Origin of the sequence: Chitinophaga ginsengisegetis (genome assembly GCF_900168065.1) — a bacterium.
Lineage (GTDB): Bacteria > Bacteroidota > Bacteroidia > Chitinophagales > Chitinophagaceae > Chitinophaga > Chitinophaga ginsengisegetis.
Map to the genome: position 1 here is coordinate 795,513 of NZ_FUZZ01000003.1, position 24,640 is coordinate 820,152.

16 protein-coding genes and 1 tRNA gene are annotated in these 24,640 nt (G+C 47.7%); 12 read left to right on the forward strand and 5 right to left on the reverse strand.

Features of this window, described 5'->3' with window-relative positions; translation table 11 throughout:
• The 4 genes from kdpC to B5Z18_RS22005 all read left to right on the forward strand — a co-directional run bounded on the left by kdpC (position 1) and on the right by B5Z18_RS22005 (position 4,587).
• Positions 1-564: a potassium-transporting ATPase subunit KdpC gene (gene kdpC, locus B5Z18_RS21990; protein WP_079471643.1), complete on the forward strand. Its 564-nt coding sequence runs from the start codon at positions 1-3 to the stop codon at positions 562-564.
• 114 nt (positions 565-678) lie between these two features.
• Entirely contained in the window at positions 679-1,761 is a 1,083-nt protein-coding gene (locus B5Z18_RS21995; protein WP_079471644.1) for a porin, read from the forward strand.
• A 10-nt stretch (positions 1,762-1,771) separates the two neighbouring features.
• Positions 1,772-2,896 (forward strand): histidine kinase, encoded by a 1,125-nt coding sequence (locus tag B5Z18_RS22000; RefSeq protein WP_079471645.1) that lies wholly within the window; start codon positions 1,772-1,774, stop codon positions 2,894-2,896.
• On the forward strand, positions 2,893-4,587 hold the full coding sequence (locus B5Z18_RS22005) for a sensor histidine kinase (RefSeq protein WP_079471646.1): 1,695 nt from the start codon (positions 2,893-2,895) through the stop codon (positions 4,585-4,587). Before B5Z18_RS22000 ends, B5Z18_RS22005 begins: the two co-directional genes overlap by 4 nt.
• A 5-nt stretch (positions 4,588-4,592) precedes the next feature.
• Here the strand turns inward: B5Z18_RS22005 and B5Z18_RS22010 are convergent, their stop codons facing one another.
• Complete coding sequence (locus B5Z18_RS22010; protein WP_079471647.1) at positions 4,593-7,541, reverse strand: hybrid sensor histidine kinase/response regulator; 2,949 nt, start codon at positions 7,539-7,541, stop codon at positions 4,593-4,595.
• A 284-nt stretch (positions 7,542-7,825) separates the two neighbouring features.
• Here B5Z18_RS22010 and B5Z18_RS22015 point away from each other — a divergent pair, with 284 nt between their 5' ends.
• Positions 7,826-8,530 carry a porin family protein gene (locus B5Z18_RS22015; RefSeq protein WP_079471648.1) on the forward strand — a complete coding sequence of 235 codons (705 nt, stop codon included), beginning with the start codon at positions 7,826-7,828 and terminating at the stop codon, positions 8,528-8,530.
• 99 nt (positions 8,531-8,629) lie between these two features.
• Here B5Z18_RS22015 and B5Z18_RS22020 read toward each other — a convergent pair whose 3' ends face one another.
• Both B5Z18_RS22020 and B5Z18_RS22025 read right to left on the reverse strand, forming a co-directional pair.
• On the reverse strand, positions 8,630-9,406 hold the full coding sequence (locus B5Z18_RS22020; protein ID WP_079471649.1) for an enoyl-CoA hydratase-related protein: 777 nt from the start codon (positions 9,404-9,406) through the stop codon (positions 8,630-8,632).
• 11 nt (positions 9,407-9,417) lie between these two features.
• Positions 9,418-11,403 (reverse strand): S9 family peptidase, encoded by a 1,986-nt coding sequence (locus B5Z18_RS22025; RefSeq protein ID WP_235015979.1) that lies wholly within the window; start codon positions 11,401-11,403, stop codon positions 9,418-9,420.
• A 135-nt stretch (positions 11,404-11,538) separates the two neighbouring features.
• On the opposite strand from B5Z18_RS22025, the gene hflX reads away from it, so the two are divergent.
• The 7 genes from hflX to B5Z18_RS22060 all read left to right on the forward strand — a co-directional run bounded on the left by hflX (position 11,539) and on the right by B5Z18_RS22060 (position 17,947).
• The gene (gene hflX, locus B5Z18_RS22030; RefSeq protein WP_079471651.1) at positions 11,539-12,729 is read left to right on the forward strand and encodes a GTPase HflX; all 1,191 of its coding nucleotides are present in this window, start codon (positions 11,539-11,541) and stop codon (positions 12,727-12,729) included.
• Positions 12,729-13,070 (forward strand): Rieske (2Fe-2S) protein, encoded by a 342-nt coding sequence (locus tag B5Z18_RS22035; RefSeq protein ID WP_079471652.1) that lies wholly within the window; start codon positions 12,729-12,731, stop codon positions 13,068-13,070. Before hflX ends, B5Z18_RS22035 begins: the two co-directional genes overlap by 1 nt.
• 72 nt (positions 13,071-13,142) lie before the next feature.
• Positions 13,143-14,765, forward strand: coding sequence for an ArnT family glycosyltransferase (locus B5Z18_RS22040; RefSeq protein ID WP_235015980.1), 1,623 nt, complete (start codon positions 13,143-13,145; stop codon positions 14,763-14,765).
• Between the two features lie 137 nt (positions 14,766-14,902).
• Positions 14,903-14,976 (forward strand) — tRNA-Asn (locus B5Z18_RS22045).
• Positions 14,977-15,074: 98 nt separating this feature from the next.
• Positions 15,075-15,764: a dTMP kinase gene (gene tmk / locus B5Z18_RS22050; protein ID WP_079471653.1), complete on the forward strand. Its 690-nt coding sequence runs from the start codon at positions 15,075-15,077 to the stop codon at positions 15,762-15,764.
• 232 nt (positions 15,765-15,996) lie between these two features.
• Positions 15,997-17,166 carry a glycoside hydrolase family 76 protein gene (locus tag B5Z18_RS22055; protein ID WP_079471654.1) on the forward strand — a complete coding sequence of 390 codons (1,170 nt, stop codon included), beginning with the start codon at positions 15,997-15,999 and terminating at the stop codon, positions 17,164-17,166.
• A gap of 67 nt (positions 17,167-17,233) precedes the next feature.
• Positions 17,234-17,947: a hypothetical protein gene (locus tag B5Z18_RS22060; RefSeq protein ID WP_079471655.1), complete on the forward strand. Its 714-nt coding sequence runs from the start codon at positions 17,234-17,236 to the stop codon at positions 17,945-17,947.
• Positions 17,948-17,980: 33 nt separating this feature from the next.
• Here B5Z18_RS22060 and recB read toward each other — a convergent pair whose 3' ends face one another.
• Together recB and recC are read right to left on the reverse strand one after the other, a co-directional pair.
• Positions 17,981-21,400, reverse strand: a complete 3,420-nt coding sequence (recB, locus tag B5Z18_RS22065; protein WP_079471656.1) for an exodeoxyribonuclease V subunit beta — start codon at positions 21,398-21,400, stop codon at positions 17,981-17,983.
• Positions 21,397-24,606: an exodeoxyribonuclease V subunit gamma gene (gene recC / locus B5Z18_RS22070; protein ID WP_079471657.1), complete on the reverse strand. Its 3,210-nt coding sequence runs from the start codon at positions 24,604-24,606 to the stop codon at positions 21,397-21,399. The genes recB and recC overlap by 4 nt, the downstream gene beginning before the upstream one ends.
• Between the last annotated feature and the right edge of the window lie 34 nt (positions 24,607-24,640).

The following is a 24,640-nucleotide window of genomic DNA, read 5'->3' on the forward strand; positions in this document are numbered from 1 at the left end:
ATGAAAAAATATCTTTGGCCTTCTGTAAAACTCACACTGTTACTGGTGGTATTACTGGGAGGATTATATCCGCTGTTTATTGCTGGTGTGGCTAAAATGGCTCCCGGTAAAGGCGATGGTATCAAAGTAACGCATAACGGAAGAGTAGTGGGTTATGAAAACATTGCACAGAAATTCAGTGATGATAAATATTTCCAGCCCCGTCCTTCTACGGTGGATTATAACGCCGCCGGTTCCGGTGGTTCCAATAAAGCGGCAGGTAACCCCGATTACCTGAAAACCGTACAGGAAAGAATTGATTCCTTCATGGTACACAACCCGGATGTGAAAAAAGAAAACATCCCGGCAGAACTGGTCACTGCTTCTGCCAGTGGTTTAGACCCGCACCTCACTCCTGCTGCCGCCTATGTACAGGTGCCGCGTGTAGCGAAGCTGAGAGGCATTCCTGCGGATAAGCTGAAACAACTGATCGATGCCAATACCCAGGGTCCTTTAATGGGACTGTTTGGTTTATCTACTGTTAATGTGTTAAAATTAAACATAGCGCTCGATGATATGAAATAGGGCGCAGTCCTTTTATTCCTTTAGCCTGTGAATGTCTTATGAAGAACCTTTTACCTGGTAGTCTGTCGCAGCAGATTACCAGTGATTCTACCAACACGAACCTATATATTTAAGATGAAGAAAATTTTATTACTGGCCGGCGCACTGGCAGCTGCTATTACTATGTTTGCCCAGGACGCACCGCCACAAGAGAAAGAGAAAGGAAAAGTAACCTTTTCCGGCTATGCCGAAGCGTATTACAGTTATGATCTGAACAACCCGGCTAATCATACTAAGCCCGGATTCCTGTATAACTACAATCGTCATAATGAATTAAACCTCAACCTGGCGATGGTAAAGGCCACGTATACATCAGACCGTATCCGGGCCAACGTAGGGCTCATGGCGGGTACCTATCCGCAATACAACCTGGCATCAGAACCTACCCTGATGCAGTATGTATACGAAGCTAACGTGGGTATCCGTGTAGGCAAAAACGTTTGGATTGATGCAGGTGTAATGCCGGCGCACATCGGTTTTGAAAGCGCCATCGGAAAAGATTGCCCTACCCTTACCCGGAGCATCCTTGCAGAGAATTCTCCTTATTATGAAACCGGCGCCAAAGTAACCTGGACGCCCAACGACAAATGGTCGTTTGCCGCCATGTACCTGAACGGATGGCAAAGAATCAAAAAAGTGGATGGTAACCAAACCCCTGCTTTTGGTACACAGATCACCTTTAAGCCAACAACAAAAATATTGCTCAACTGGAGCACTTATATCGGTAATGATCTCCCGGATAGTGTACGCCAGATGCGCTACTTTAATAATGTTTATGGTACCTTTAGTATAACGGATAAATTCAGTGTCATTGCAGGATTCGACTATGGATTACAGCAAAAGGCCAAAGGATCATCCGACTTCAACAGCTGGTACAGCCCTGTTGTAATTGCCCGGTACGCATTTACCGATAAATTTGCGATGGCAGGACGCGTGGAGCATTACAATGATCAACATGGCGTTATCATCAGCACCGGTACACCGGATGGTTTTCAAACCACCGGCTACTCTCTTAACCTGGATTTTACCCCGGTGAATAACGTGATGTTCCGGCTGGAAGGCAGATCATTTAACGGAAAAGACAAAACATTTATGAAAGGAACAGAACTGAAAAACACCAATACTGCGATCACTGCATCACTGGCCGTATGGTTCTAACTAAATAATAATGACAGATAAAGAACACTCCGTACAGCAATTTCTTGACCTGGCTAACCGCGCCGGCAGAGGGAAGTTTAAAATTTATATCGGCATGAGCGCCGGTGTAGGTAAAACATACCGCATGCTGCAGGAAGCGCATGCCATGTTAAGAAATGGGGTGAATATCCAGATCGGTTATATCGAAACACATGGGCGTGCGGAAACGCATGCCCTGCTGGATGGACTGCCCCAGATACCCCGCCGGCAGGTATTTTACAAAGGGAAAATGCTGGAAGAAATGGATCTTTCCACCATCCTGCTGCTGGCGCCCGACTGGGTAGTGGTAGATGAACTGGCGCACAGTAATATCCCCGGCTCCAAAAATGAGAAGCGCTGGCAGGATGTTGTGGACCTGCTCAATGCGGGGATCAATGTTATTTCTGCCGTGAACATTCAGCACATCGAAAGTATTAACCAGGAGGTGAAATCCATTACCGGCGTGGAAGTGCAGGAGCGCGTTCCCGACCTGATACTGCAAATGGCCGATGAAGTGGTGAACATCGACCTTACCGCCGATGAGCTGATCACCCGTTTGAAAGAAGGTAAGATTTATGACCGATCCAAAGTAGAGAGCGCCCTGAGTAATTTTTTTCAGGCAGATAAAATCCTGCAATTACGTGAGCTGGCACTGAAGGAAGTAACCACACAGGTGGAACGGAAAGTGGAGATCCAGATTCCCCGTAACCTGCAGATGCGCCATGAGAGTTTCCTGGCATGTATTTCTACCAATGATGAAGTGGCCCGGAAGGTAATCCGCAAAACAGCCCGGCTGGCGGCTTATTATCACGCCGACTGGTTTGTATTGTATGTACAAACCCCGGGCGAAAGCGCCGATAAGATTGCGCTTGCTGCCCAACGTCATCTTATTAATAACCTGAAACTTGCTACAGAACTCGGTGCGGAAGTTATACAGGAACATAACGCCAAAGTATCGGAAGCTATCATTAACATTGCATTGGAAAAACATGTTACTACCATTTGTATGGGAAAACCGCATATCAGTCTTTTCCGTATCATTTTGCGCACTAACCTGTTTAACCAGTTGTTGAAAACGCTTTCTTCCAACGATATCGACATTATCATATTATCATGAGTACGTTCAGATTAAAAACAAAGATTACGCTTGGTGTACTGTTCCTGTACATCATGCTGCTGGTGGTGAGCATACTGGGTTATTACTATCTGAACCGCCTGAACGAAAAGGCGAAGTTCATCCTCAAGGATAACTATGAATCGCTGGAGTATTCGAAAAATATGCTGGTAGCTTTGGAAGATCTGCCGGCTCATCGTGCCGCTGCTATGCAAACTTTTTCCGTTAATCTCAGGAAGCAGCAGGCCAACGTAACAGAAAGAGGTGAGAAAGATGCAACGGAAGCAGTTGCCCGCATTTTTGAATTGCTTAAAAAAGATTCTACCATAGAAATAGGCGCTATAAAGAAAAATATCTACACCATCATGGACCTCAATATGGCCGCCATTGTAGGTAAAAATGAAAGGGTAAAGAAAACAGCAGATAATGCGCTGCTTTATATTGCCATTATCAGCGGACTTTGCTTTGTACTGGGATTCACTTTTGTTTATAACTTCCCCGGGTACATCGCCAACCCTATTGATGCGCTTACGCAGGGGATTAAAGATATCGCCAACAAACAATACGGCAAAAGGCTCTACTTTAAATCCGGCGACGAATTCGGCGATCTGGCCACCGCTTTCAATACAATGGCCCAGCGGCTGGATGAATACGAACACAGCAACCTGGCGCGCATTGTATTTGAAAAGCAACGCGCAGAAGCAGTGATCAGCAGCCTGAAAGATGCTACCATCGGATTTGATGTAAATAATGTGATCCTGTTTGCCAACACCCCTGCCCTGCAACTGCTGAACATACCTGAAAAGGATCTCATCGGACAGCCGGCGGAAGAAATAGCCAAACGCAACGACCTGCTACGCTTCCTCGTGAATACGAAGGAAAATGCCCCGCTTAAAATAGTGGTGGACGGAAAAGAATGTTTCTTCACCCGCGAAACAACCGACATCAGGCATGAAGAAAAACGTATAGGCTATGTAGTTATTCTCCGGAATATTACCACTTTTAAAGAACAGGATATTGCCAAAACGCATTTCATTGCCACCATTTCCCATGAGTTGAAAACGCCGCTGGCAGCGTCTGATTTCAGTATTAAGCTGCTGGAAGATGAAAGGACGGGGGTATTGAGTACTGAACAGAAAGAGCTGTTGGACAGCCTGAAACAGGACAACCGGCGCATGATAAAAATTGTGAGTGAGCTGCTGGACCTGTCGCAGGTAGAAAGTGGCAATATACAATTGCAGCCGCAGCCGGTGACTGCGATGAACATTGTGCAATACGCGATGGACACGGTACAGAAACAAGCCGCACAACGCGAAATCACCATCCGCACACAGGTGCCGGATACTTTACCGAAAGTATTGGCAGACGTGGAAAAAACCGCCTGGGTACTGGTGAACCTCTTAACGAATGCCATCCGTTATTCTGCTCACGGCGCCGCCATAGAACTAACGGTAACGCCTACCGGAACAGAGATGGTATCGTTTGTGGTACAGGATTATGGAAAAGGTATTCCGGAAGCCTTCCGTGGTAAAATATTTGAAAGGTTTTTCCAGGTTCCCGGTATGAAGGGCCAGGGGAACGGGCTCGGACTGGCCATTTCAAAGGAATTTATCGAAGCCCAGGGTGGCATCATTGGCGTAAATAGCGAAGAAGGAAAAGGCAGCCAGTTTTATTTCACCTTGCCGGAGGCATAGTGTTGTCAGGGTTGTTCAATGTGCGCTTTTACGAGATGTACATGTTGATAATAGATAGCACTAATTTCCTGCAACCGGTCAGGGATGCTGTCGAGATTTTCTTCCAGCCGGGCATCTCTTTCAACAGATAAAGCTACATCCGATGCGTATTGCATGCCAATCATATGCAGGTTAAATTTCATCTGGTGCGCCAGCATATAGAGCGGTTGCCAGTCTTTCGCTGCCAGCAGCTGGTTCATCTCTGAAAGTTTTTGCGGAATGCTGTCCAGCAGTTCTTCCAGCATTATTTTCACATGTTCTTTTTCACCGGACATCATGCTGTATACAGCGGAGAAATCCAGTTCACTGAAAGGTATTTCAGAGGCTTCTTTTTTTTCAGTGATTGCTTCCGGTGTTTGTTCTCCCAGTCCTTTCAGGATTTTATGAAACAGGTCGGTTCGGTCGAATGGTTTGGAAACGTAGTCGTTCATTCCGGCGGCCAGGCAGCGGTCTTTTTCTCCTTTTAATGCGGAGGCGGTCATGGCAATCATGTAGGTCCGGATGCCTTTCCCGCGTATGGCCTGCGTAGTCTGGTATCCGTCCATTCCCGGCATCTGGATATCCATAATGATGCAATCGTAAGATTTGTAGTCCAGCATTTCAAGGGCCAATTTTCCGCTGTTAACCACGTCTGTTCTGGCGCCGGCATTGCGGAGCGTATGAAACACCACCTGTTGATTGATGTCGTCGTCTTCCACTACCAGTATGGTTTTCCCTTGCAGTGGTTTTTCTGCATGGTGAAGATGCCCCTTGTCATCTTTACCGGTAACTTCTTCGTTGTTGCGGGCAAACGGAAGCTCAAAGTAAAAAGTAGCGCCTTCGTTCAGGCGGCTGTTTACCCGGATAAAGCCATGTTGAAGGGTGATGAGTTCTTTGGTGATGGCTAATCCCAGGCCGGTGCCGCCAAATTTGCGGGTATTGCCTGCATGTGTTTGGGAGAAGCTTTTAAAAATCATCTCATGTTGGTCCGGGTCGATGCCTATGCCGGTATCCTTTATTTCAAAGCCCAGCTGAACAGTGGATTGTTCCTTATCTTCCTTTACCAGCGATACTTTCACGGTTATTTTTCCACTATGGGTAAATTTAATAGCATTTTCCACAAGGTTGGTCAGGATCTGGTTGAGACGTATTTCATCTCCCAAAAGATAAGCTGGGATGGCGGTATCTATCTCATCAAAAAACGACAGTTCCTTTTGTTGCGCCTGTAGTTTCAGGGGGAAGAGGGCATTGTCTATTACCTCGTAAATATCAAATGGTTCGTGGAGGAGCAGCAGCTTACCTGCTTTTATTTTTGAAAAGTCGAGGATTTCGTTGATGATCACCAGCAGGCGGTTGGCGGACGTTTTGATGGCGCCGGTGTACTCCAGTTGTGTGGGAGATAGCTGGCTTTGCTGCATCAGGAGGTTGGTCATGCCGATGATACCGTTCATGGGTGTACGAATTTCGTGGCTCATATTGGCGAGGAACATTTCCTGGGCACTGATGGCTTCCTGCGCCAGGTTATTGGCGTTTTCAATGGCGGTGATATAGTTGTTTTTTTCGGTGAAATCCTGTCCTATACCGCAGATGCCGATCATTTCACCGTCTGAATTCCGGAGCGGGAATTTGGTAATAAGAAAGTGATAGATCTTATCGTTCACGGTAATGCTCTGTTCTGATTTTACCCTGGCGCCTGTTGTCCTTACTTCAAGATCCAGTTTGGCATAGCGTTGTACCCAATCGTATGGTAGTTCTTCATCTGTTTTGCCAATGATATCTTTTTTATCTACGCCGTGTATTTCGGTAAAGCGGTTATTCACCAGCAGGTATTTGCCGGGCATATCTTTTATGAACATCATAGACGGCATAAAGTCGAGGATGGCATCCAGGCGTTGCTGGAGATACATCACCTGGTCTTCGTTTCTTTTTTTCTTATCAATATCCCTTACTACGCATTGAAATTCTTTTACCCGGCCGTCTTCTCCGTACACCAGTGCGGCCATTTGTTCCACCCATTTTTTGGCGCCCGACCTGGTAATGATTTCAAATTCCTGGGAGGTATAATCGTCGCCTGTTTTCACCTGGTTAATGTAAAAGGCTTCGAGTCGTTTCCAGGTATCTTCTTCCAGGAACATGGAGTAATGTTTGCCTACCAGTTCTGTATTGGGGTAGCCGGTCATTTCGGCGGCGCCTTTGCTCACGTAGGTAAAGGTGCCATCTACCTGCGATTTATAGAGGATCAGTTCTGTTTCTTCTGCCAGCCGGAGAAAGGACTGTTCTCTTTTGTGCAGCTGGTTGGTTCTCAGCTTCAGCTTTTTGAACATCCGGTATAAATACCGCGATTCGCCCAGTAACAGTACCAGTGTGAAAAGGCTGATGATAATGGTGGTCCAGAAAGAGTACAGGGTATAGCGATTGTCTTTGTCGACCCGTTCAATCAGTTTACGCCGGTTTGCCTGCATGAAATTATTCACTGCTATTCTTACGCTGTCGCGGAACAGGGCGTTTTCGGGGGCAGTGATCAGTTGTTTGGCCAGGGCAGGTTGGGTAGCTGCCAGTGCAAGTATCCGTTGATGATAGCTGATTTTTTTCCGGAGAAGGATACTGAAATTATCCAGTATTTTTTGAGAGATGGTATCACCAGGCATGCTGGCTGAAACAGATTGGAGGAGGCGTAGCACGCTGTCTGGCAGGGCATAATTGGCGGCAGGGATACGGGACTGCCCCATGAGCAGCATGTCGCGGATGCTGTTGGTATAGTTATTATCCAGTACGGCTACGGTTCTTACCTTATCTATCAGCAGGTTGGTTTGTATCATGCTTTCCGCCGCGCTCCTGCTTCTTTTTTTAACCACCCAGGCATAATATACAAAACCCATGAGCGCCATAAATACTACCAGGATAAGTACCAGAACGGTATTTACAATTTTTTTCATGCGTAGGCTTTTCAACGGCTCTTTAATAGCGTTGGCAGGGGTTATGAGCTCAGTGACGGATTATTTATTCAAATTAGGATATTTTGGGGCAATATTGCTGTTCATCTTGTTCAATCCAACGTATGGACCAGGAAAAGATTATGGCGGTCAGTATTTCTTTTTCTGTTACTTTCGGCGTGCGAATGTATTACCGGGTGAATGTTTTAGCAATACTTTAACGGATTGTCTTTACAATCATTCCATTATATTTGCCTAATATTCTTTTTCCTAAGTATGTATATTATATGAAGAAAATAATTTTTACCCTGGGTCTGATAGCTGTTTCTATTGGAGTTTTTGCACAGGATGGCGGTTCACCGATGAATAAAGCGGTTAATAAAGTTACCCATTCTAACGACTTTTTAATGGTACAGTTGTCATACGATGGCTGGGCGGGTGCGCCTGACAGTATTAAGAGCGGCCTTAACAGGGGTTTTAATATTGCCCTGATGTACGACTTCCCGTTCAAGAAATCCAAACTGAGTATGGCAGCGGGTTTAGGTATCAGTACCAGCGGTGTTTACCTGAAAGATCATACGATGGATATCCAGGGAAAGCTGAATCGTAACCAGGTGTCTTTCCCTACTTCTACGGCTAAAAAGAATAAAGTGGCTACCACTTACCTGGAAATTCCTATTGAATTAAGATACCGCAGTGTGCCGGATAACGCCAACAAAGGCTTCAAAGCCGCAGTAGGTGTGAAAGTAGGCGCCCTGGTAGATGCTCATACCAAAATAAAATATACCGGCGCCAATGGCAGCAAGGATATTGATAAAGATGCCAACAGGGGATTCTTTAACCCGTGGCGCTTTGCGGCTACTGCCCGCGTAGGTTACGGTAACTTTGCCTTATTTGGCTCCTATTCCCTGAATCCATTGCTGAAAGACAATGCCAGCAATAACCTGGATATCAGACCTTACCAGATTGGTATTTGTTTAAGCGGATTGTAACAGCCTCCGGGCTTTTATATAGAGAAAACGGCCCGGGTTTAACACCTGGGCCGTTTTTTTATGGTGAGATGATCAGCGCGATCGCTTATCTTTTACCGGTTACTCTCCTTTGAATACAGGCTTTCTTTTTTCGAGGAAAGCCTGGATCCCTTCTGCGTTATCGGCGGAGTTACCGGCAATTTCCTGGCAATAGGCTTCGTACTCGAGTACTTCATCCAGGTTATCCGTCATGCCTTTGGTGAGCATTTTTTTCATGAGTGCAATGGCTTTCGTAGGTGCGGCAGCGTAGTAAGCGGCTTCCGCCTGTACGGCGGCATCCAGTTCCGCAGCCGGCACCACTTTATTTACCAATCCCAGTTTCAGCGCTTCCGCCGCGCTTACTTTACTGGCTTTGGTAGCCAGTTCAAAGGCCCGGTGGTAGCCCACGGTACGGGGAAGGAAGTACGAAGAGCCGGAATCCAGCACCAGCGCGATGTTCACAAAAATTTCTATCATGGTGGCTTCCTCGCTGGCAATGATCAGGTCGCAGGCCAGTGCAAGGGAGCATCCTGCGCCGGCGGCCACGCCATTGAGCCGGCAGATAACCGGCTTGGGCATATTGCGGATGGCGCGAATGATCGGGTTATAGCGTTTGTGCAGTGATTCGCTCAGGTCGCGCTTTCCGGCCTCCATAGAAGCCTTGAGGTCCTGACCACTGCTGAAAGCTTTGCCGGCGCCTGTTAACACGACCACTCTCACTGCCGGATCTTTTTCTGCTTTCTTTAATGCATCCTGCAACTCATAGCTGAGCGGATCGTTGAACGCATTGTATACTTCAGGTCTGTTTAAGGTGATGGTAGCAATACCATCCTGAATATCCAGTAATAAAGCAGCCATGATAATATGATTTACAGGGTTTCTTTCAGCCAGTTAAAGAATTCGCGCTGCCATACAATGGCGTTCTGCGGTTTCAGTACCCAGTGATTTTCTTCCGGGAAATACAGCAGCTTGCTTTTTATTCCTTTCAGCTGTGCCAGCTGGAAGGCTTGCAGGCCCTGTTCAATAGGAACGCGGAAGTCGATACCACCCTGGATAATAAGAATGGGTGTATTCCATTTATTGGCGTATTCACTTGGGTTGAAATGTTTGTAGCCGTTGGCGTTGGCAGCATCCCAATAAGCGCCGATATCCCAGTTGGCAAACCACAGCTCTTCGGTAGTACCGTACCAGCTTTTCAGGTCAAATAAACCGTCGTGCGCAATAAAGCTTTTGAAACGGTTTTCGTGAACGCCTGCCAGCATGTATACGGAATAGCCGCCGTAACTGGCGCCTACAGCGCCTAAGCGGGCTTTGTCTACATAGCTTTCCTTGCTCACATCATCAATAGCGCTCAGGTAATCGCGGATTGGTTGTCCGCCCCAGTCCTTGCTGATAGAAGCATTCCACTCTACACCATGACCCGGCATGCCTCTTCTGTTGGGGGCCACCACGATGTAACCCTGGGATGCCATCAGCTGGAAATTCCAGCGGTAAGAGTAAAACTGCGATACGGCCGACTGTGGGCCACCCTGGCAATACAGCAGGGTTGGATATTTTTTAGCGGGGTCAAAATCCGGCGGGAAAATCACCCAGGTAAGCATGTCCTTACCATCGGTGGTTTTCACCCAGCGCTTTTCAATTTTGCACATGCCTATTTTATCGTAGGCCGCTTTGTTTACGGTGGTAAGCGGGGTAACGGCGCCCTTTTGCAGGTCTACGGTAAACAGTTCCGCCGCATGGTTCATATCAGTACGGGACACTACCAGGGTGTTGCCGGATTGTGCCAGCATGTCGTTAATATCGAAGTCGCCGGTAGTTACCTGGCGTATATGCTTCTCCGTTGTTTGGGCGATATTTTTCTGCAGAGAAATTTCCAGCAGTTGCTCAGTGCCTTTTATGACGGCGAGGAAGTATATTTTTTTGCCGTCGTTGCTGAAGCGGGAAGAAGCGGCGGTGCCATCCCAGCCTTTGGTAAGGTTGGTGATAACGCCGGTGGCGCGGTCCATGATGATCACGTCATTTTTATCTGCTTCATAACCATCGCGGGCCATACTTAACCAGGTGAGGTATTTGCCATCCTGGCTGAAGTTGGGCGCCACATCGTAGCCCATCATTCCTTCGGAAAGGTTGCGGGTAGTTTTGGTATCCAGATTATATTCGTAGATATCTGTATTGGTGCTGATGGCGTAATCTTTCCCGAATTTCTTCTTACAAACATAGATCACACTTTTCCCATCGTGGCTCCAGATCATATCTTCAGGGCCACCGGAGGGCATTTGCGGGCAATCGTATGGTTCTTCCGCCATAATATCTACCGGAGTACCTACTTCGCCATTATTGTAAGTGGCATAAAAAACGTGGGAGAAGTTGCCATCTTCCCAGGTATCCCAGTGACGGTAGTTCAGGTTATCGTAGATCTGTACATTGGATTTCGGAAGATCCGTGTAATGATCGCTGCCGGATATCTTCTTTACTTTTACTTCTTTCGAAAACAAAATATGTTTCCCGTCGGGAGAAATGCGGATGTTTTGCATCCCGCCGTCCACGTTGGTTTTCTGCACCGGATCGGAGCCATCGGCATTCATTTCATACCACTGTCCTTTCAGGGAGAAACCAATTTTATTGCCGGGTAATACGGCTACATCTCCTTCTGCGCCGGGTGTTTGAGTGAGCTGCTTTACAGCGCCGCCTGCCAGCGGGATAGCATAGAGATTTTTTTCGCTTTTGTTCTCGGTCATATTGATCTGAGAAACGCCATAGATAACGGTTTTGCCGTCAGCGCTCAACGCCTCTCCACTCACCCGTCCAAGTTGCCATAGCAATTCGGGTGTCATCTTATCCTGGGCTACTGCCATAGTTGATATTAATAGTCCTGTCAGTAAAAAAGGTTTAAACATGATATCGAAAGGTTGTTTTGGATCGGGTAAATGTAGGAAGAAATGACGTAGCGATTAAATTCTCTGTAAATTTGCTCCAAATTCTGAAATAACTTGATTGACAAAAAACAAGTAGTACAAAAAGAGGAGAGAGCCGTTATAGTTGGTGTTATCACCAAAGACCAGACAGAGCGCCAGGTGAATGAGTTCCTGGATGAGCTGATGTTCCTGGCGGAAACAGCGGGGGCTACGGCTGTTAAGCGCTTTACCCAGCGGCTGGCACACCCCGACAGGGCTACCTTTGTTGGTAAAGGTAAGCTGGAAGAAATCCAGCAGTTTATTGCAGGCAGGGATATATCACTGGTTATATTTGATGATGAGCTTACCGGCTCACAGATCGCCAATATTGAAAAGGTGCTGAAAGTAAAAGTGATCGACCGTAGTGACCTGATCCTGGATATCTTCGCACGCCGTGCGCGCACAGCACAGGCAAGGGTGCAGGTAGAACTGGCGCAGTACCAGTATATCCTGCCACGTTTGCGCGGTATGTGGAGTCACCTGGAAAGACAGGGAGGCGGTATCGGCAGCAGGGGCCCCGGTGAAACGGAAATTGAAACGGATCGTCGTATTGTAAAAGACAAAATAGCGCTGCTTCGCAAACGCCTGGAGGATATAGACCGTCAATCCCTTACCCAGCGTAAGGAACGCGGTGAATTCATCCGCGTGGCGCTGGTAGGTTATACCAACGTTGGTAAAAGCACGCTCATGAACCTGCTCAGCAAAAGTGAGGTGTTTGCAGAAAACAAGCTGTTTGCTACCCTGGATACCACCACGCGTAAGGTGGTATTTGATCAAACGCCTTTCCTGCTCAGCGATACCGTAGGGTTTATCCGTAAACTCCCCCATCACCTGGTGGAAAGCTTCAAATCCACGCTGGACGAGGTGCGCGAAAGCGATATCCTGATCCATGTGGTAGATATTTCCCATCCGCAGTATGAAGAGCAGATTGAAGTGGTGAACCGCACGCTGCAGGAACTGAAAGCGTTTGAGAAGCCCACCATCATGATCTTTAACAAGATGGACCTGTACGAGGCCAACACCTTTGATAAATGGCTGGAGCCGGAAATTAAACAGGATATCCTGAATACCCTGAAACAGGACTGGGAAACGAAAACCCAGGGGAACTGTGTATTCATTTCCGCGTTGGAAAAAAGGAACATCGAGGAATTGCGCAAAACCATCCTGGACAAGGTAACCCAATTGTACAAGGAGCGCTTCCCCTATAAAACCGAATTCTTCTACTAATGGCCAAAGAATATTCGTGGTATAAATTAGAAGAAGGCCGTTTGCCCTTTGCAGAGAAACAGATCAGCGTAATGGAGGTAAATGGCAAAAAAATTTGCTGTACCCTGCACCAGGGGCAGCTTTTCGCGTTTGCGTATAAATGTCCGCATGCCGGTGGCATTATGGCCGATGGGGTGATAGATGCCGCCGGTAATGTGGTATGCCCGCTGCACCGTTATAAGTTCAGCCTTAAAAATGGCTACAACAGCAGCGGAGAAGGATACTACCTGAAAACCTACCCTATAGAACAGCGTGAAGACGGGCCCTGGCTGGGCATGGAGAAAAGCGGCTGGTTCTGGTAAAAAGCAATTATCTTTTTGTTAAGAGTGATCGTCATATTTGAAGTAACCGGTATATGCCTGTAACTTTTCGCTATGCTGACTACAACTGTTACACGCTCATTTGTTCTCTCTGAAAAACAAGTATGGCTGCTCATCACCGCTATGCTGGTACTATTGCAGTTTAGTGCCCTTTTTGTACCCATCCTGGAACCCGACGGCGCGCTATATGCCGGTATCGCCAAAACAATGGTGATAAAACACGACTACTGGAACCTTTATGCAGATGGTCACGACTGGCTCGACAAGCCCCACTTCCCTTTCTGGATGGCGGCTATCAGCTTTCAGCTCTTCGGCATCCACACCTGGTCTTATAAACTGCCTGCCATTCTTTTTTTGCTGATGGGCGCCTGGTATACCTACCGTTTTGCGCTTCATTTATATGACGAAAAAGTAGCCCGTTGGGCAGTATGTATCTTACTCACGGCAGAACATCTGGTTATTTCCAACAACGATGTACGGGCAGAGCCTTATCTCACCGGGGTGATCATCGCGGCAGTATATCATTTCTACCGCCGCGGCATCCTCCTGGGCACCCTTTTTACGGCCTTCGCCATCATGACGAAGGGATTGTTTGCCCTCGTGCCGGTTTGTGCCGCTATTGGCGGCCATTTGCTGTTTACGCGCAACTGGAAAGAACTGTTCCACTGGCGCTGGGCGTTGGCAGCAGTACTAATAGCGCTTTTCATTACGCCGGAGCTGTATGCCCTGTACCGGCAGTTTGATCAGCACCCGGAGAAAATTGTATTCGGCGCCGCCGGCGTATCAGGCATCCGCTTTTTCTTCTGGGACAGCCAGTTTGGGCGCTTCATGAACACCGGTCCTATCAAAGGCTCCGGCGATCCGTTCTTCTTTTTTCATACCCTCCTGTGGGCCTTCCTGCCCTGGTCGGTGATGCTATACGCTGCGGTCATCATCTTCATAAAAAAATGGAAACAGCAAAGGGAATATTACTGCATCTGCGCAGCCCTGGCCACTTTCGCACTGTTTTCCCTTTCCCGGTTCCAGCTGCCACATTACCTGAACATCATCTTTCCTTTTTTTGCCATCCTTACCGCACAGTATATTTTATCGCTGCAAACAGAAAAAGGGCTGAAATTTTTCCGGGTTACACAGTACACCATCATCATCGTGATAGCTGTTGCCGGCGTGGTAATTGATCTCCTGTACAAGCCGGCTATGCATTATGCGTGGCTTCTGCTGGCCGCAGCCCTGCTCCTGCTCTACCTTTTGCTGCATTACTGGCTGGATAAATCTACCCGGCAGGCCGTATTTTACCGCACCATTTCCATCAGTATTTTGCTGAATCTCTACCTGAACACCATTCTGTACCCCGATATGATGCAATACCAGAGCGGAAGTACAGCCGCCGCCTACGCCAATACATATCTTCCCGGTAAAAGCATAGCGCTATATCAGGCAAATTCCTACGCATTCGATTTTTATATGCAGGCGCCGGTGTTACGCCCCGATTCCGCCACTGAACTCATTTTCACTACGCCAGATGCAGTGGCCTCCCTGCAACAGCAAGGATATACCTGCACAGTGATCCGGTCGTTCCCGCATTTTTATGTGAGCAAACTGGATTTGCCTTTTGTCCGCAAGGCGACGCGGGCGGGCGCTTTGGGGGAAAGACAGCTGGTGGCAGTGAAAAAATAATTTTATTTAACCCGCTATGGTGGCTGGTTTTAGGCAGTGACCTAAATTTTTTCTCAAAAAAATGAAATAAGATTTTGCAAAAATGAAAATTTCCCTATTTTTGCAATCCCAAATCGCACAAACGATACGGGAAACACTCCTCCTTAGCTCAGTTGGTTAGAGCATCTGACTGTTAATCAGAGGGTCGCTGGTTCAAGTCCAGCAGGGGGAGCAAAAGAGCCTGGTAGTTTTACCAGGCTCTTTTTATTTGAAGCCGTGCAATAGCCACGAAGTATTTTCTTTAACTTCCGGATTAACAATCGTTCCATAATGGATAAATTTATAGCGGTAGAAGGTTTAGATGGCGCGGGGAAGTCAACGCAGATAGACCTGCTGACAAAATACCTCGAGTCAAAAAATGAGAAAACCAAATTTGTGCATTTCCCCCGGAGCAACCAGGGAGTGTTTGGAGAACTCATTGCTAAATTTCTCCGCGGCGAATTCGGGGACGTGAAAAATGTACACCCGCAGCTGGTAGCCCTGTTGTTTGCGGAAGACCGTAAAGAATTTGCAGTTACCATTAATCAATGGCTGAACGATGGTTATTTTGTTTTGGTAGACAGGTACGTGCTGTCAAATATTGCTTTCCAGTGCGCCAAACTCCATACAGAGGATGAGAAACAATACCTGCGCAACTGGATCAATGAATTTGAATACAACTATAATAAGATCCCCAAACCCCGCTTCTCCATTTACCTGGATGTACCGTTTTCTTTTACAGAGTCGGCGCTGACTAAAAGACGCGCAAACGAAGACAGGGAATATCTCCAGGGAAAGGATGATATCCACGAAGCAGATTTCTCCCTGCAGCTCGCTGTGAAAAAGGAATACGACGCGCTGTTAACAGCCGATAAAACCATTAACAGGATCACCTGCTATAATGAAGCTGCACAGATGCGCCCCATACAGGAAATTCACGAAGAAATTATTCAGCTGGTCAATAGCCAGGTGCAGTTATAAAGATCCTCACTTTCGTGTAGCCATCCCCGCTAGCATCTCCCAAAAAATATTTTAACCGGTTGTAAGTAATTACCGGTTATTTACCTGTCCTCGTATGTGAGTACCTGCCCAAACCCGGTTCCACTGTTATGAGCGCGCAGGCTCCTCCCCCTATTGCGTTATACGGCTTTATATACGACTGGCTGAGCATATTGAAAAACTGACATCTTTTTATTCCACAAAACTGAAAAACATGAAAACTCAAACGCTTTTCCGCGGCACCTGCATGGCAGTGCTCCTCCTGGCATTCCTGGCTACCGGTTGTAAGAAACCGGAAATGATCAAATCTTCCGAAAATACGCTTAAAAGTACTACCTCCAACGGGGTAACAATTAACTCCGTACAACCCGTAAAATCTGAAGCACTGCTGGCCATGCAATGCTACAATAACGCATTTTACCACCAGTATGGCACCTATGGCCCCTCGTTTAAAGCCTACTATTATTCGGATGTAAACCAAACCGGCCGGATGGATTTCTGGCGGCAGGCGGAGGCCATTGAAACCCTGATTGATGCGTACAACATCAACAACGACGTGGATCTCAAAAACAAAATGGTGTATCTCTACAACGGCATGCGCGACGCCTATGGCCTGCTCTGGACCTCCAACATTTACAACGACGATGTAATCTGGGGCGCATTAATGTGCATCCGCGCCTTCCAGATCACCAATGATGGCGGCATGAAAGATATGGCCAAAAACAATTTCGATATGGTGTGGAACCGCGCATGGGATACCAACCTCGGCGGCGGCCTTTGGTGGACTACCGCCAACAATACCAAAAATGCCTGCGTAAACGCACCCGCAGCCATTTGCGCCATGTACCTCTACCAGGCCACCGGCGATGCCGCCTATAAAACCAAAGCCAAACAAATCGTCGATTGGATGGTGACCAAGTTATATGTACCCGGCACCGGCGAAGTGAAAGGCGCTATGAATGCAGCCGGCGTAATTACCGAAGGACCCCGCACTTATACACAGGGCACCTTTATCGGCGCCTGCAGCATGCTCCACAACTCCTACCCCTCCGACAACTACAAAGCAATGGGGGCTAAAGCAATGGACTATACGAAAATCAGTATGTGCAATGCACAGGGCCTCCTGCCGGATGAATACGATACCGACGACTGCCAGGGCTTCAAAGCCATCTTCGCCCGCTGGGCCTGTAAGTTTGTAAAGGACCATAGTTATCAAAGCACTTACGCCGCCTGGCTTAACTACAACGCGGCGGAAGCCTGGAACTACCGCAATTCCAATGGGTTGATGTGGGGCCAGTGGTGGCACAGAACCCCGGATAATTACGTGAACTCATTTGAAACCACCTGTGGCATCGCTATGATGAATGGTGTTTGGCTGTTTTAATTTCCAGCTTTTGTTTTTATTGCGGGAGATAATTAATTTGTGTGAAACAAACCCATACCTAACGGTTATGATGAACACAAAAAAAATCGCACTGCTGCTGCTCGTAATATTTTCAGGCATCATCACACAGGCACAAACCCTGACGGATATCGTTAATAAAAACGTGGCAGCACTCGGTGGCCCCGAAAAATTGAAAGTGCTGAAAAGCCAGTACGCAGAGGGCACAATGGAAATGCAGGGAATGAGCTTCCCTTTTAAGAGATGGGTGTTGCAGGACAAAGCCATGCGCCTCGAATTTGAAGCGATGGGCACTACCAACATCCAGGTGTTAACCAATGCCGGTGGTTGGGTGCAGTTGCCTGTGATGGGTAAAACTAATCCGGAAGATATGGACTCCGCCACCATCAAAGCGATGGGCAAACAGCTGGATCTGACCGGTGATTTTTATCGTTACAATGAGAAAGGTAACAAGCTGGAACTGCTGGCGCCCGACACGGTGAATGGAGCTAAACTTGCAAAAGTGAAAGTTACCTATACTAACGGCAACGCTACTACGTGCTTTGTAGACCCGGTAACAGGTAATGTTCTCAGAACATCCAATTCACTGGAAATTCAGGGACAGCAGATGAACCTGGTAACAGACATCAGCAATTTCCTGAAAACAGCCGATGGCTATAGTTATGGCACCGCTATCCTGCAGGATCCTGTTGGCATAAAAATTAACATCGCCAAACTGGAAAATAATGTACCGGTAGATGAAAGCATCTTTAAAAAGCCATAAGTAAAAAGGCTGGTCCGCAAAAGACCAGCCTTTTTATTTTGTGAGTAATGACTCCAGCAATCTTATCTTTTTAAGATCCGGCTTGGTGGTAAATATCCCCTGCCCACTTACATTCCTTACACCACGCACAAAGCAATAGATAACACCTCCAAACTGCTTCTCGTAATTAAAGCCAGGGATCCGGCTTTCCAGGTATTTTTTTACTGCTACCGTATAAATAAAATACTGGAGATGGTAATTGTTTTCGTTCATGGCTGCCGCTAAACCAGCCGCATCATAGTCGGCCACGCTGTTGCCCAGGTAATTCGATTTCCAGTCGAGGATATAATACTTCCCCTGGTGTTCAAAAAACAGGTCTACTTTCCCGTTCATGATGCCTTCCAGCTCCTGGTTGCTGTATTCGGAAAACCGTTTTACGCTCACACTTACCTGGTCGTCGGACAAATTATTGAGCAGGTTCGACTTAAACACCGGCACAGGAAAATCAAATTCAAATTCCGCCAGTCGCTGGTGCCGCCCTACCGATGCCAGCTGGAAGCTGGCGCCATCAATATGTATCGTGGAGTATATTACATGTTGCAGCATTTCGTTGAGCCGTTCGAGATATACTTCCCTTTGACCGGGTACAAATTTCCGGATGGCTTCTTCCAGCCAGTGTTCCCACTTACTGCTATCGGAGAAGTTGATACTTTCAAAGATAAAGTGCAGCAGGTTACCGGTTTTAGCGCCCCTGCGCAGCGTGGTAAATATAAAGTTATCGTACGGGTCGGGTTGCTGGAAAGAACGCACCCGTGGCTGGTGTTCGGCTTTTGCTGCTAACATGGTGTAGCTCATCTTCCGCCAGTTTTGCTCCTGCAAATGAAAGGACACCGGCGCGCGGTTCACGGCCAGCTGTCCTTTGTTGATCTGCTGGCGGTAGTTTTCTGTGGGCACTTCCGGCAATGGTCCCTGTAGCTGTATCAGTGAAGCATCCGGCGGTTCAGCGGCCAGTGCTTTCAGGAAAACAGACAACGAAGAATCTTTAAAAGCGTAATAAGTATTTTTAAAGAGATAACATTTATATACTGCGCGGGTAATGGCTACGTATATCAGGCGGCGGTTTTCCTGTTCCTGCTGATGCTGGTAGGCTTTTAGCTGCTCTTCTGTGAGCAGGGCTTTTTGTGTGCCGAGGTAGTCGCCGGTTGCCGGATCGCGGAAACTTACAAATTCAATTTTGGATTTCTCTACAAAATCCAGGAAAGGCGCCATCACTATTTTGTATTCCAGCCCTTTGCTTTTATGGATGGTTACTATGTTTACGGCGTCTTCATCGCTTTCCACGCGCTGGGCGTATTCATCTCCTTCGGTAGTCATGCCATCGATGCCGCGTTTGAGCCAGGAGATGAGATCACGCATAGAAAGGTTTTTGCGGCTCTGTACCTGGTGTACCAGCTCGGAAAGCTGGTACAGGTTGGTGATGATCCGTTCCCCGTTTTCGGTATGGCCATCGAGCAACACCTGGCGTACGCTGAAGTCTGCAATAAACTCCATGAGGGCAGTGTACGCGCCATCGCGCTGCCATAGTGTGCGGTATTTGCCAAACAGGTCCAGCATGGTTTCATCGTCCAGTTGCAGGATGGTTTGACTGTTGTAGCCGGTAAATGACCCCAGCAATGCGCGGTTGATGGACGAACGGTCCGGTGTTTCCATTGCTTCGAGCAGGTGCAGCAATTGCTGCGCCTCTGCGGATCTCAGCACTTTTGCTTCATCGATGGTAACGGCGGGGATGCCCAGTTTGGCCAGTGCATGCTTAATGTCCCTGCCTTCCTGCCCGGTGCGCACGAGGATACCAATGTCTGATGGTACGATGGCGCGGGCGCCTTCTTTATTTTCAATGCGATAGCTTTTATCCAGCAGCAGCTGCGCAATTTGTGCGGCAACGCTGTTGCAGATAGTTTCTTTTTTATCGCAGGCAATCACTTCAATCGGCACTTCCGGCGTACTGCCTTTATAGAGGTAGCCTTTCCTGTTGTTATCTGGACTGTGTACCTGTATATAATCAATGCTGTCGCTTTCTTCCGCGAAATCAAAGGTTGGGAAGCCCGGGGTGGGTTCAAAGAACACGTTCATGGCCCGGATCATATTTTCAGATGAGCGGAAGTTCTGGTTCATGTCGTATACGTGCTGTACCCCGTTGCGTGCGTTGAAATAGGTAAATATGTCTGCTTTGCGCCAGGCGTAAATACTTTGTTTGGGGTCACCGATGTAGAACAGGATGGTGTTTTGGCCGAAGGCACGGTCAAATATCTCGAACTGCTCTTTATCGGTATCCTGGAATTCATCCACAAAAACGGCCTTGTATTTACTTTGCAAAGAAGCAATGAGTTCTTCGTTGTTGTTTTTTACGAGCGCAGTATGCAGGTTGTTGATGAGGTCATCATATCCCATCATGTTGCTGCGTTCCTTGAAGGCGCGTACCTGTTCGCTGATTTCCTTAATGGCGGCGTAGTATACCTGCCGGCGGATCAGCTGTTGATGCTCTTCCAGTTGTTTGGTAAGCGCTTCTACCTGATCTATTTCTGCCAGCAGATCCGGGAAAACAGCGTCAATAAATTTTGCTTTCTCTTTTCGTTTGGCCTTTATTTTTCTGACAAGTTCTGCTGGCTCCGCAATTAAATCGGGCCAGTCATTTTTGGTGTGCCGGTTGGCTGCGCAGGCTGCTGCCAGCTGTTCGCTGTTGGCGGTTATGCCGGCGTACATATTTTCAATGGCTTCCTGTTCTTTGGCTATTAACTGCTGCAGCTCCTGCATCCATTGCTCCTGCAGGGTTTCACTGATATCATCGGGAGTATCTTCCCGGTAGCCGAGGAATTTTTTTCCGCTGAGATGTTCTTTGATCACATTCAGCATCTCCGTTTTCATATCTTCTTCCCAGATCTGTTCCAGCAGGCTGGCATTGAGCGTAGTTACATTTCTTCGCCAGAATTTATTCAGTTCGTTTTCAATGACCGGTGTAAGATCGGGCACCATCGTAGCGCCAAACAGTTGGTTAGTTTCAAACGCAAATTCATTCAGTGTTTGCTGGCAGAAGCCATGAATGGTAAGTACGGAAGTTTCATCGAGCAGCAGGATGGCATCGCGCAGGAGCTGTTGTACCGGGCGTGGATCATCGAAGTCGATTACGCTGAACACCAGGTCCATGATTTTCTGATCGCTGATTTCCTGTCCGCGGCTTACTTTGTATGCCTGCCGGATGAACAGCCGGATCCTTTCTTCCAGTTCTGCCACGGCAGCGCGGGTGAAGGTAACCATCAGGATTTCTTTGACAGACAGCTTTTGTTCCAGTATCAGCCGTAGTACCAGTATGGCGATGGAGTACGTTTTACCGGTGCCGGCGCTGGCCTCAATGAGGTTGCTGCCTTCCAGCGGAACGGTACCTGCGTCAAACTGTTTATATATAATGCTATCGATCATTTCTCTTTGTCTGGTGTTTCTAAATAGGCCGGCAGCAAGGTTGTTAACGGCAATATCAGCAGCTCATAAATATCGAGGTAGCCGGTCAGCGCTTCTTCTTTCTCAAAAAATCCCTGTTCATATACCTGTACAAGATAAGGGTCCGGCGATTCCTGCCGGTCGATCATCCCGGATATTTTGTCCCTGAATTTTTTAAGGTCCATGGAGAGCCATTCTTTTTCCGTGATCTCCAGGTCAGGATAAAAGGATATTATTTTGCTGAAGCCTGTCTTATAAACTTTTACAATTTCTGTTAACCGCCTTAATGCTTCTTCAGGTGTTAACGGAATTGCCTGGAAAGCGTCTTCTTTTTTAGCGCCGGAAATATAGCAGAGGTCTGTTACCACGCCTGCCGCTTTTCCTGCAAGATAACGGAGATAGGCTTCCACCAGGTATTTGCTCTCTTTCTTCGACCACGACATCTGTACCAGGGTTTGATCAAAGATGCGGAGATTTCCTTTCAACATACTGTCATCTACCGTTAATTCAACGGAGATGCGTTTTTCTTCTGCACCTTTGGTAACGGCTTCATACAGGCTGCGTACGGGTACTACCAGTTCTTCCATTTTCTGTATGGCAACAGCGGCCATATTGCGGAGCGGCAGCTTACCTTTCTTTACCAGCGTGGTTTGCAGCGTGTTCTTTTTATCGCCGGCTGCCGGGAGCAGTTCATTTTTAACAGACCATTGCTGCAGCCTGTTCAAACTAAAGATCTCCGTTTCGCTGAGCAGCAGCTGGCTGTCGTTGTAACGGATGCCCAGCACTTTGTTGTAGTAGGCCCGGAAAGGATTTTTAAAGAAGCTGATCAGTTCTTCCAGGGTAATTTCTTCAAAGGTTAAGGGAGTAGTAATTTTATTTTCGTTGAGATATGTTTTTTTGCCGGTGTCCTTATTGCTCAGATAGGAAAAAAGACGGCTGTCGGTACCGGCATATTTCCTGCTGAAGCTTTGTAAAGGTTGTAACGTAACCAGCTCGCTGCGCACGGCTTCCGGCGCTGCGGTACCGGCTTCTATATAATCCACCAGTTCATCTACCAGCACAGATGGCGGAAGATCGGTATTATCTTTTGCATCTTTCCCGATATAGCTGATGTACAGGTATTCCTTTGCCGAAAGCAGGGTTTCGAGGAACAGGTGTTTATCATTTTCTTTCACATTACGGTCGCCTTTTTGCCGGTCTTTTTCCATGAGGTTGAAGCTCGACTTATTCTCGCGGCGGGGAAATTTATTGTAGTTCAGTCCCATCAGCGCTACCACTTTGAAGGGGATACTACGCATAGGAATGAGGGAGCAGAAAGTAACGCCGCCGTTTACGAACAATCCTGCGCGGGTGCTGCCGGTGAGCGTATCCAGGAAGCTGTGGCTAAACACTTCGAAGGTTACTTTTTCACTCATAAATTCATTCAGCGCGTTGTAGGCGGTGAGTTGTTTGATGAGGGTGTTGTAGTCTTCATCAATATCGTCTACCGGTTCGTATACAATGTTATGCAATACCCTTTCGGTGTAGGCTACCCACTCCACAATGGTGCGTGGACGCCGCCTGTCGAGGATGGACGACATCAGCACTTCCGCAAAATGACAGAAGCGGATTACATCGTGTGCGTCGCTGCCTTCGGTAATATCCAATGGGAAGAAGCTGTCTTCCCCGAGGCCGTATTCTTCTTCCCCACTCATACAAATACCAAACATAATCCGTTGGATACCGTATTGCCAGCTTACGAAATGTGTTTCTTCCTTTTTGCTGCCGTTGATGCCAAAGCGGATATTGGCGGCTTCAATGATCCGGCGGATGAGTACCGGGTCCTGGAGGTTAAAGCGTTTGCGGATATAGGAGAAGTCGAGCAACTGCATCACCGCTTCCGATTTGAAGTTCTCCTCATTCATGGTGAGGATGGCGTGCAGGGCGTTAAAGAGATTGTCGTTGTCGGTGTAGCTTTCATCTGCAATCGTATACCGGAAGGTATAAGGCGCGTTGTTGAAAACGGCTTTGATATAGGGTGCATACGCATCTATATCGCTAACCATTACCACGATGTCGCGGGGAGATAATGCTTCTTTCCGCTGCGCCACCAGGTGTACCAGGTAGTTGTAGAGTACTTCCACTTCGCGGGCTACGGTGTAGCAGGCGTTGATGGTAATGGAGCCATCGCTGATATCTTGTGGTGTGATCAGTTGGCGGTCGGCGGTGGTGGCTGCTGCGGTGAAAATATCGTGTTGTATTTTATGCAGGAGGCTATCCGGTTCCGGTTCCACGGTATCAATTTCTTCATAGGCGTTGATGAATGCATCGTATGCAAAGAAGAGGCCGAAGCTGTCCTGTATAACCCGTCCCCAGCCGGTGAGCAGGGCGTTGCCGGCTTTGGAGTCCTGGATATCTTTGAGTCCTTTCTGCCGCCAGCGGGCCAGTTGTTTTTCGTTGCGGTCGTCGAACCAGAATACAACCGGTGAAGGGTTGATGATATGAAAATGTACATCTATAAAAGACGACAGTTCATGCAGGATTTTTACGTGATAGGCGGTGATGATGGACAAGCCAAACAGGTGTACTACCGGCATACGGGTTAATAATCCTGTTTTGGGGCTGTTGCTGCGCAGTGCGTCGAGGATAAAATTTCCTACGATGGTTTTATCCGGAAGCGAGCCACCGGAGAGTTGTTTTACTTTTACCCAGAGCCAGTGCTGCCATCCGGCGGTGGCCAGTTCAGGGGTATCGGTAAAGGTCCATGCCTGGATCATTTCCGGGCGGTATACCTGGTACTGGTCGAATAAGTCGGCTACTTTTTCCGCGAGGGCCATACGTTTCAGGTCACTTTCCGATTCTTCTGCGGTATAGTAGGCGGCAACTTTCGGGTATTTGGCGATGAATTCTTCCTGGCCGAGCAGTTTAAATACCAGCCAGCTGAGGTTTTGCGGGGACAGTACTTCTGAATGCGGACCGCCCAGCACTACGTACAACTGGTAGAGCAGGTCGTTGGGCTTCATGAAGCGGCAGTTGGCCGCAATGCCCAGAAGGTTGGCCAGCTGGAGTTTCAGCCAGTTGTTCATCCCTTCCGTTTGGGTAATGATATAGTGAGGTTGGAACACGCTGTTGCCTGCATCGCGGAGGTTTTGCGCCAGCCCGGATGATAAACTGTTCAGTGAGTTCGAAACTTTTAAAAACAATGCCATTGATAAGTTCTTTGTTTGTACTCCGCCATTCCCG

Excerpts from the sequence above, each read along its gene's own strand:
- B5Z18_RS22010 (WP_079471647.1), bottom strand. The coding sequence starts at position 7,541 with ATGAAAAAAATTGTAAATACCGTTCTGGTACTTATCCTGGTAGTATTT.
- recB (WP_079471656.1), bottom strand. The coding sequence starts at position 21,400 with ATGATCGATAGCATTATATATAAACAGTTTGACGCAGGTACCGTTCCG.
- B5Z18_RS22040 (WP_235015980.1), top strand. The coding sequence starts at position 13,143 with ATGCTGACTACAACTGTTACACGCTCATTTGTTCTCTCTGAAAAACAA.
- B5Z18_RS22035 (WP_079471652.1), top strand. The coding sequence starts at position 12,729 with ATGGCCAAAGAATATTCGTGGTATAAATTAGAAGAAGGCCGTTTGCCC.
- B5Z18_RS21995 (WP_079471644.1), top strand. The coding sequence starts at position 679 with ATGAAGAAAATTTTATTACTGGCCGGCGCACTGGCAGCTGCTATTACT.
- kdpC (WP_079471643.1), top strand. The coding sequence starts at position 1 with ATGAAAAAATATCTTTGGCCTTCTGTAAAACTCACACTGTTACTGGTG.
- B5Z18_RS22005 (WP_079471646.1), top strand. The coding sequence starts at position 2,893 with ATGAGTACGTTCAGATTAAAAACAAAGATTACGCTTGGTGTACTGTTC.
- B5Z18_RS22020 (WP_079471649.1), bottom strand. The coding sequence starts at position 9,406 with ATGGCTGCTTTATTACTGGATATTCAGGATGGTATTGCTACCATCACC.
- tmk (WP_079471653.1), top strand. The coding sequence starts at position 15,075 with ATGGATAAATTTATAGCGGTAGAAGGTTTAGATGGCGCGGGGAAGTCA.
- recC (WP_079471657.1), bottom strand. The coding sequence starts at position 24,606 with ATGGCATTGTTTTTAAAAGTTTCGAACTCACTGAACAGTTTATCATCC.
- B5Z18_RS22060 (WP_079471655.1), top strand. The coding sequence starts at position 17,234 with ATGATGAACACAAAAAAAATCGCACTGCTGCTGCTCGTAATATTTTCA.
- B5Z18_RS22025 (WP_235015979.1), bottom strand. The coding sequence starts at position 11,403 with ATGGCAGTAGCCCAGGATAAGATGACACCCGAATTGCTATGGCAACTT.
- B5Z18_RS22055 (WP_079471654.1), top strand. The coding sequence starts at position 15,997 with ATGAAAACTCAAACGCTTTTCCGCGGCACCTGCATGGCAGTGCTCCTC.
- B5Z18_RS22000 (WP_079471645.1), top strand. The coding sequence starts at position 1,772 with ATGACAGATAAAGAACACTCCGTACAGCAATTTCTTGACCTGGCTAAC.
- B5Z18_RS22015 (WP_079471648.1), top strand. The coding sequence starts at position 7,826 with ATGAAGAAAATAATTTTTACCCTGGGTCTGATAGCTGTTTCTATTGGA.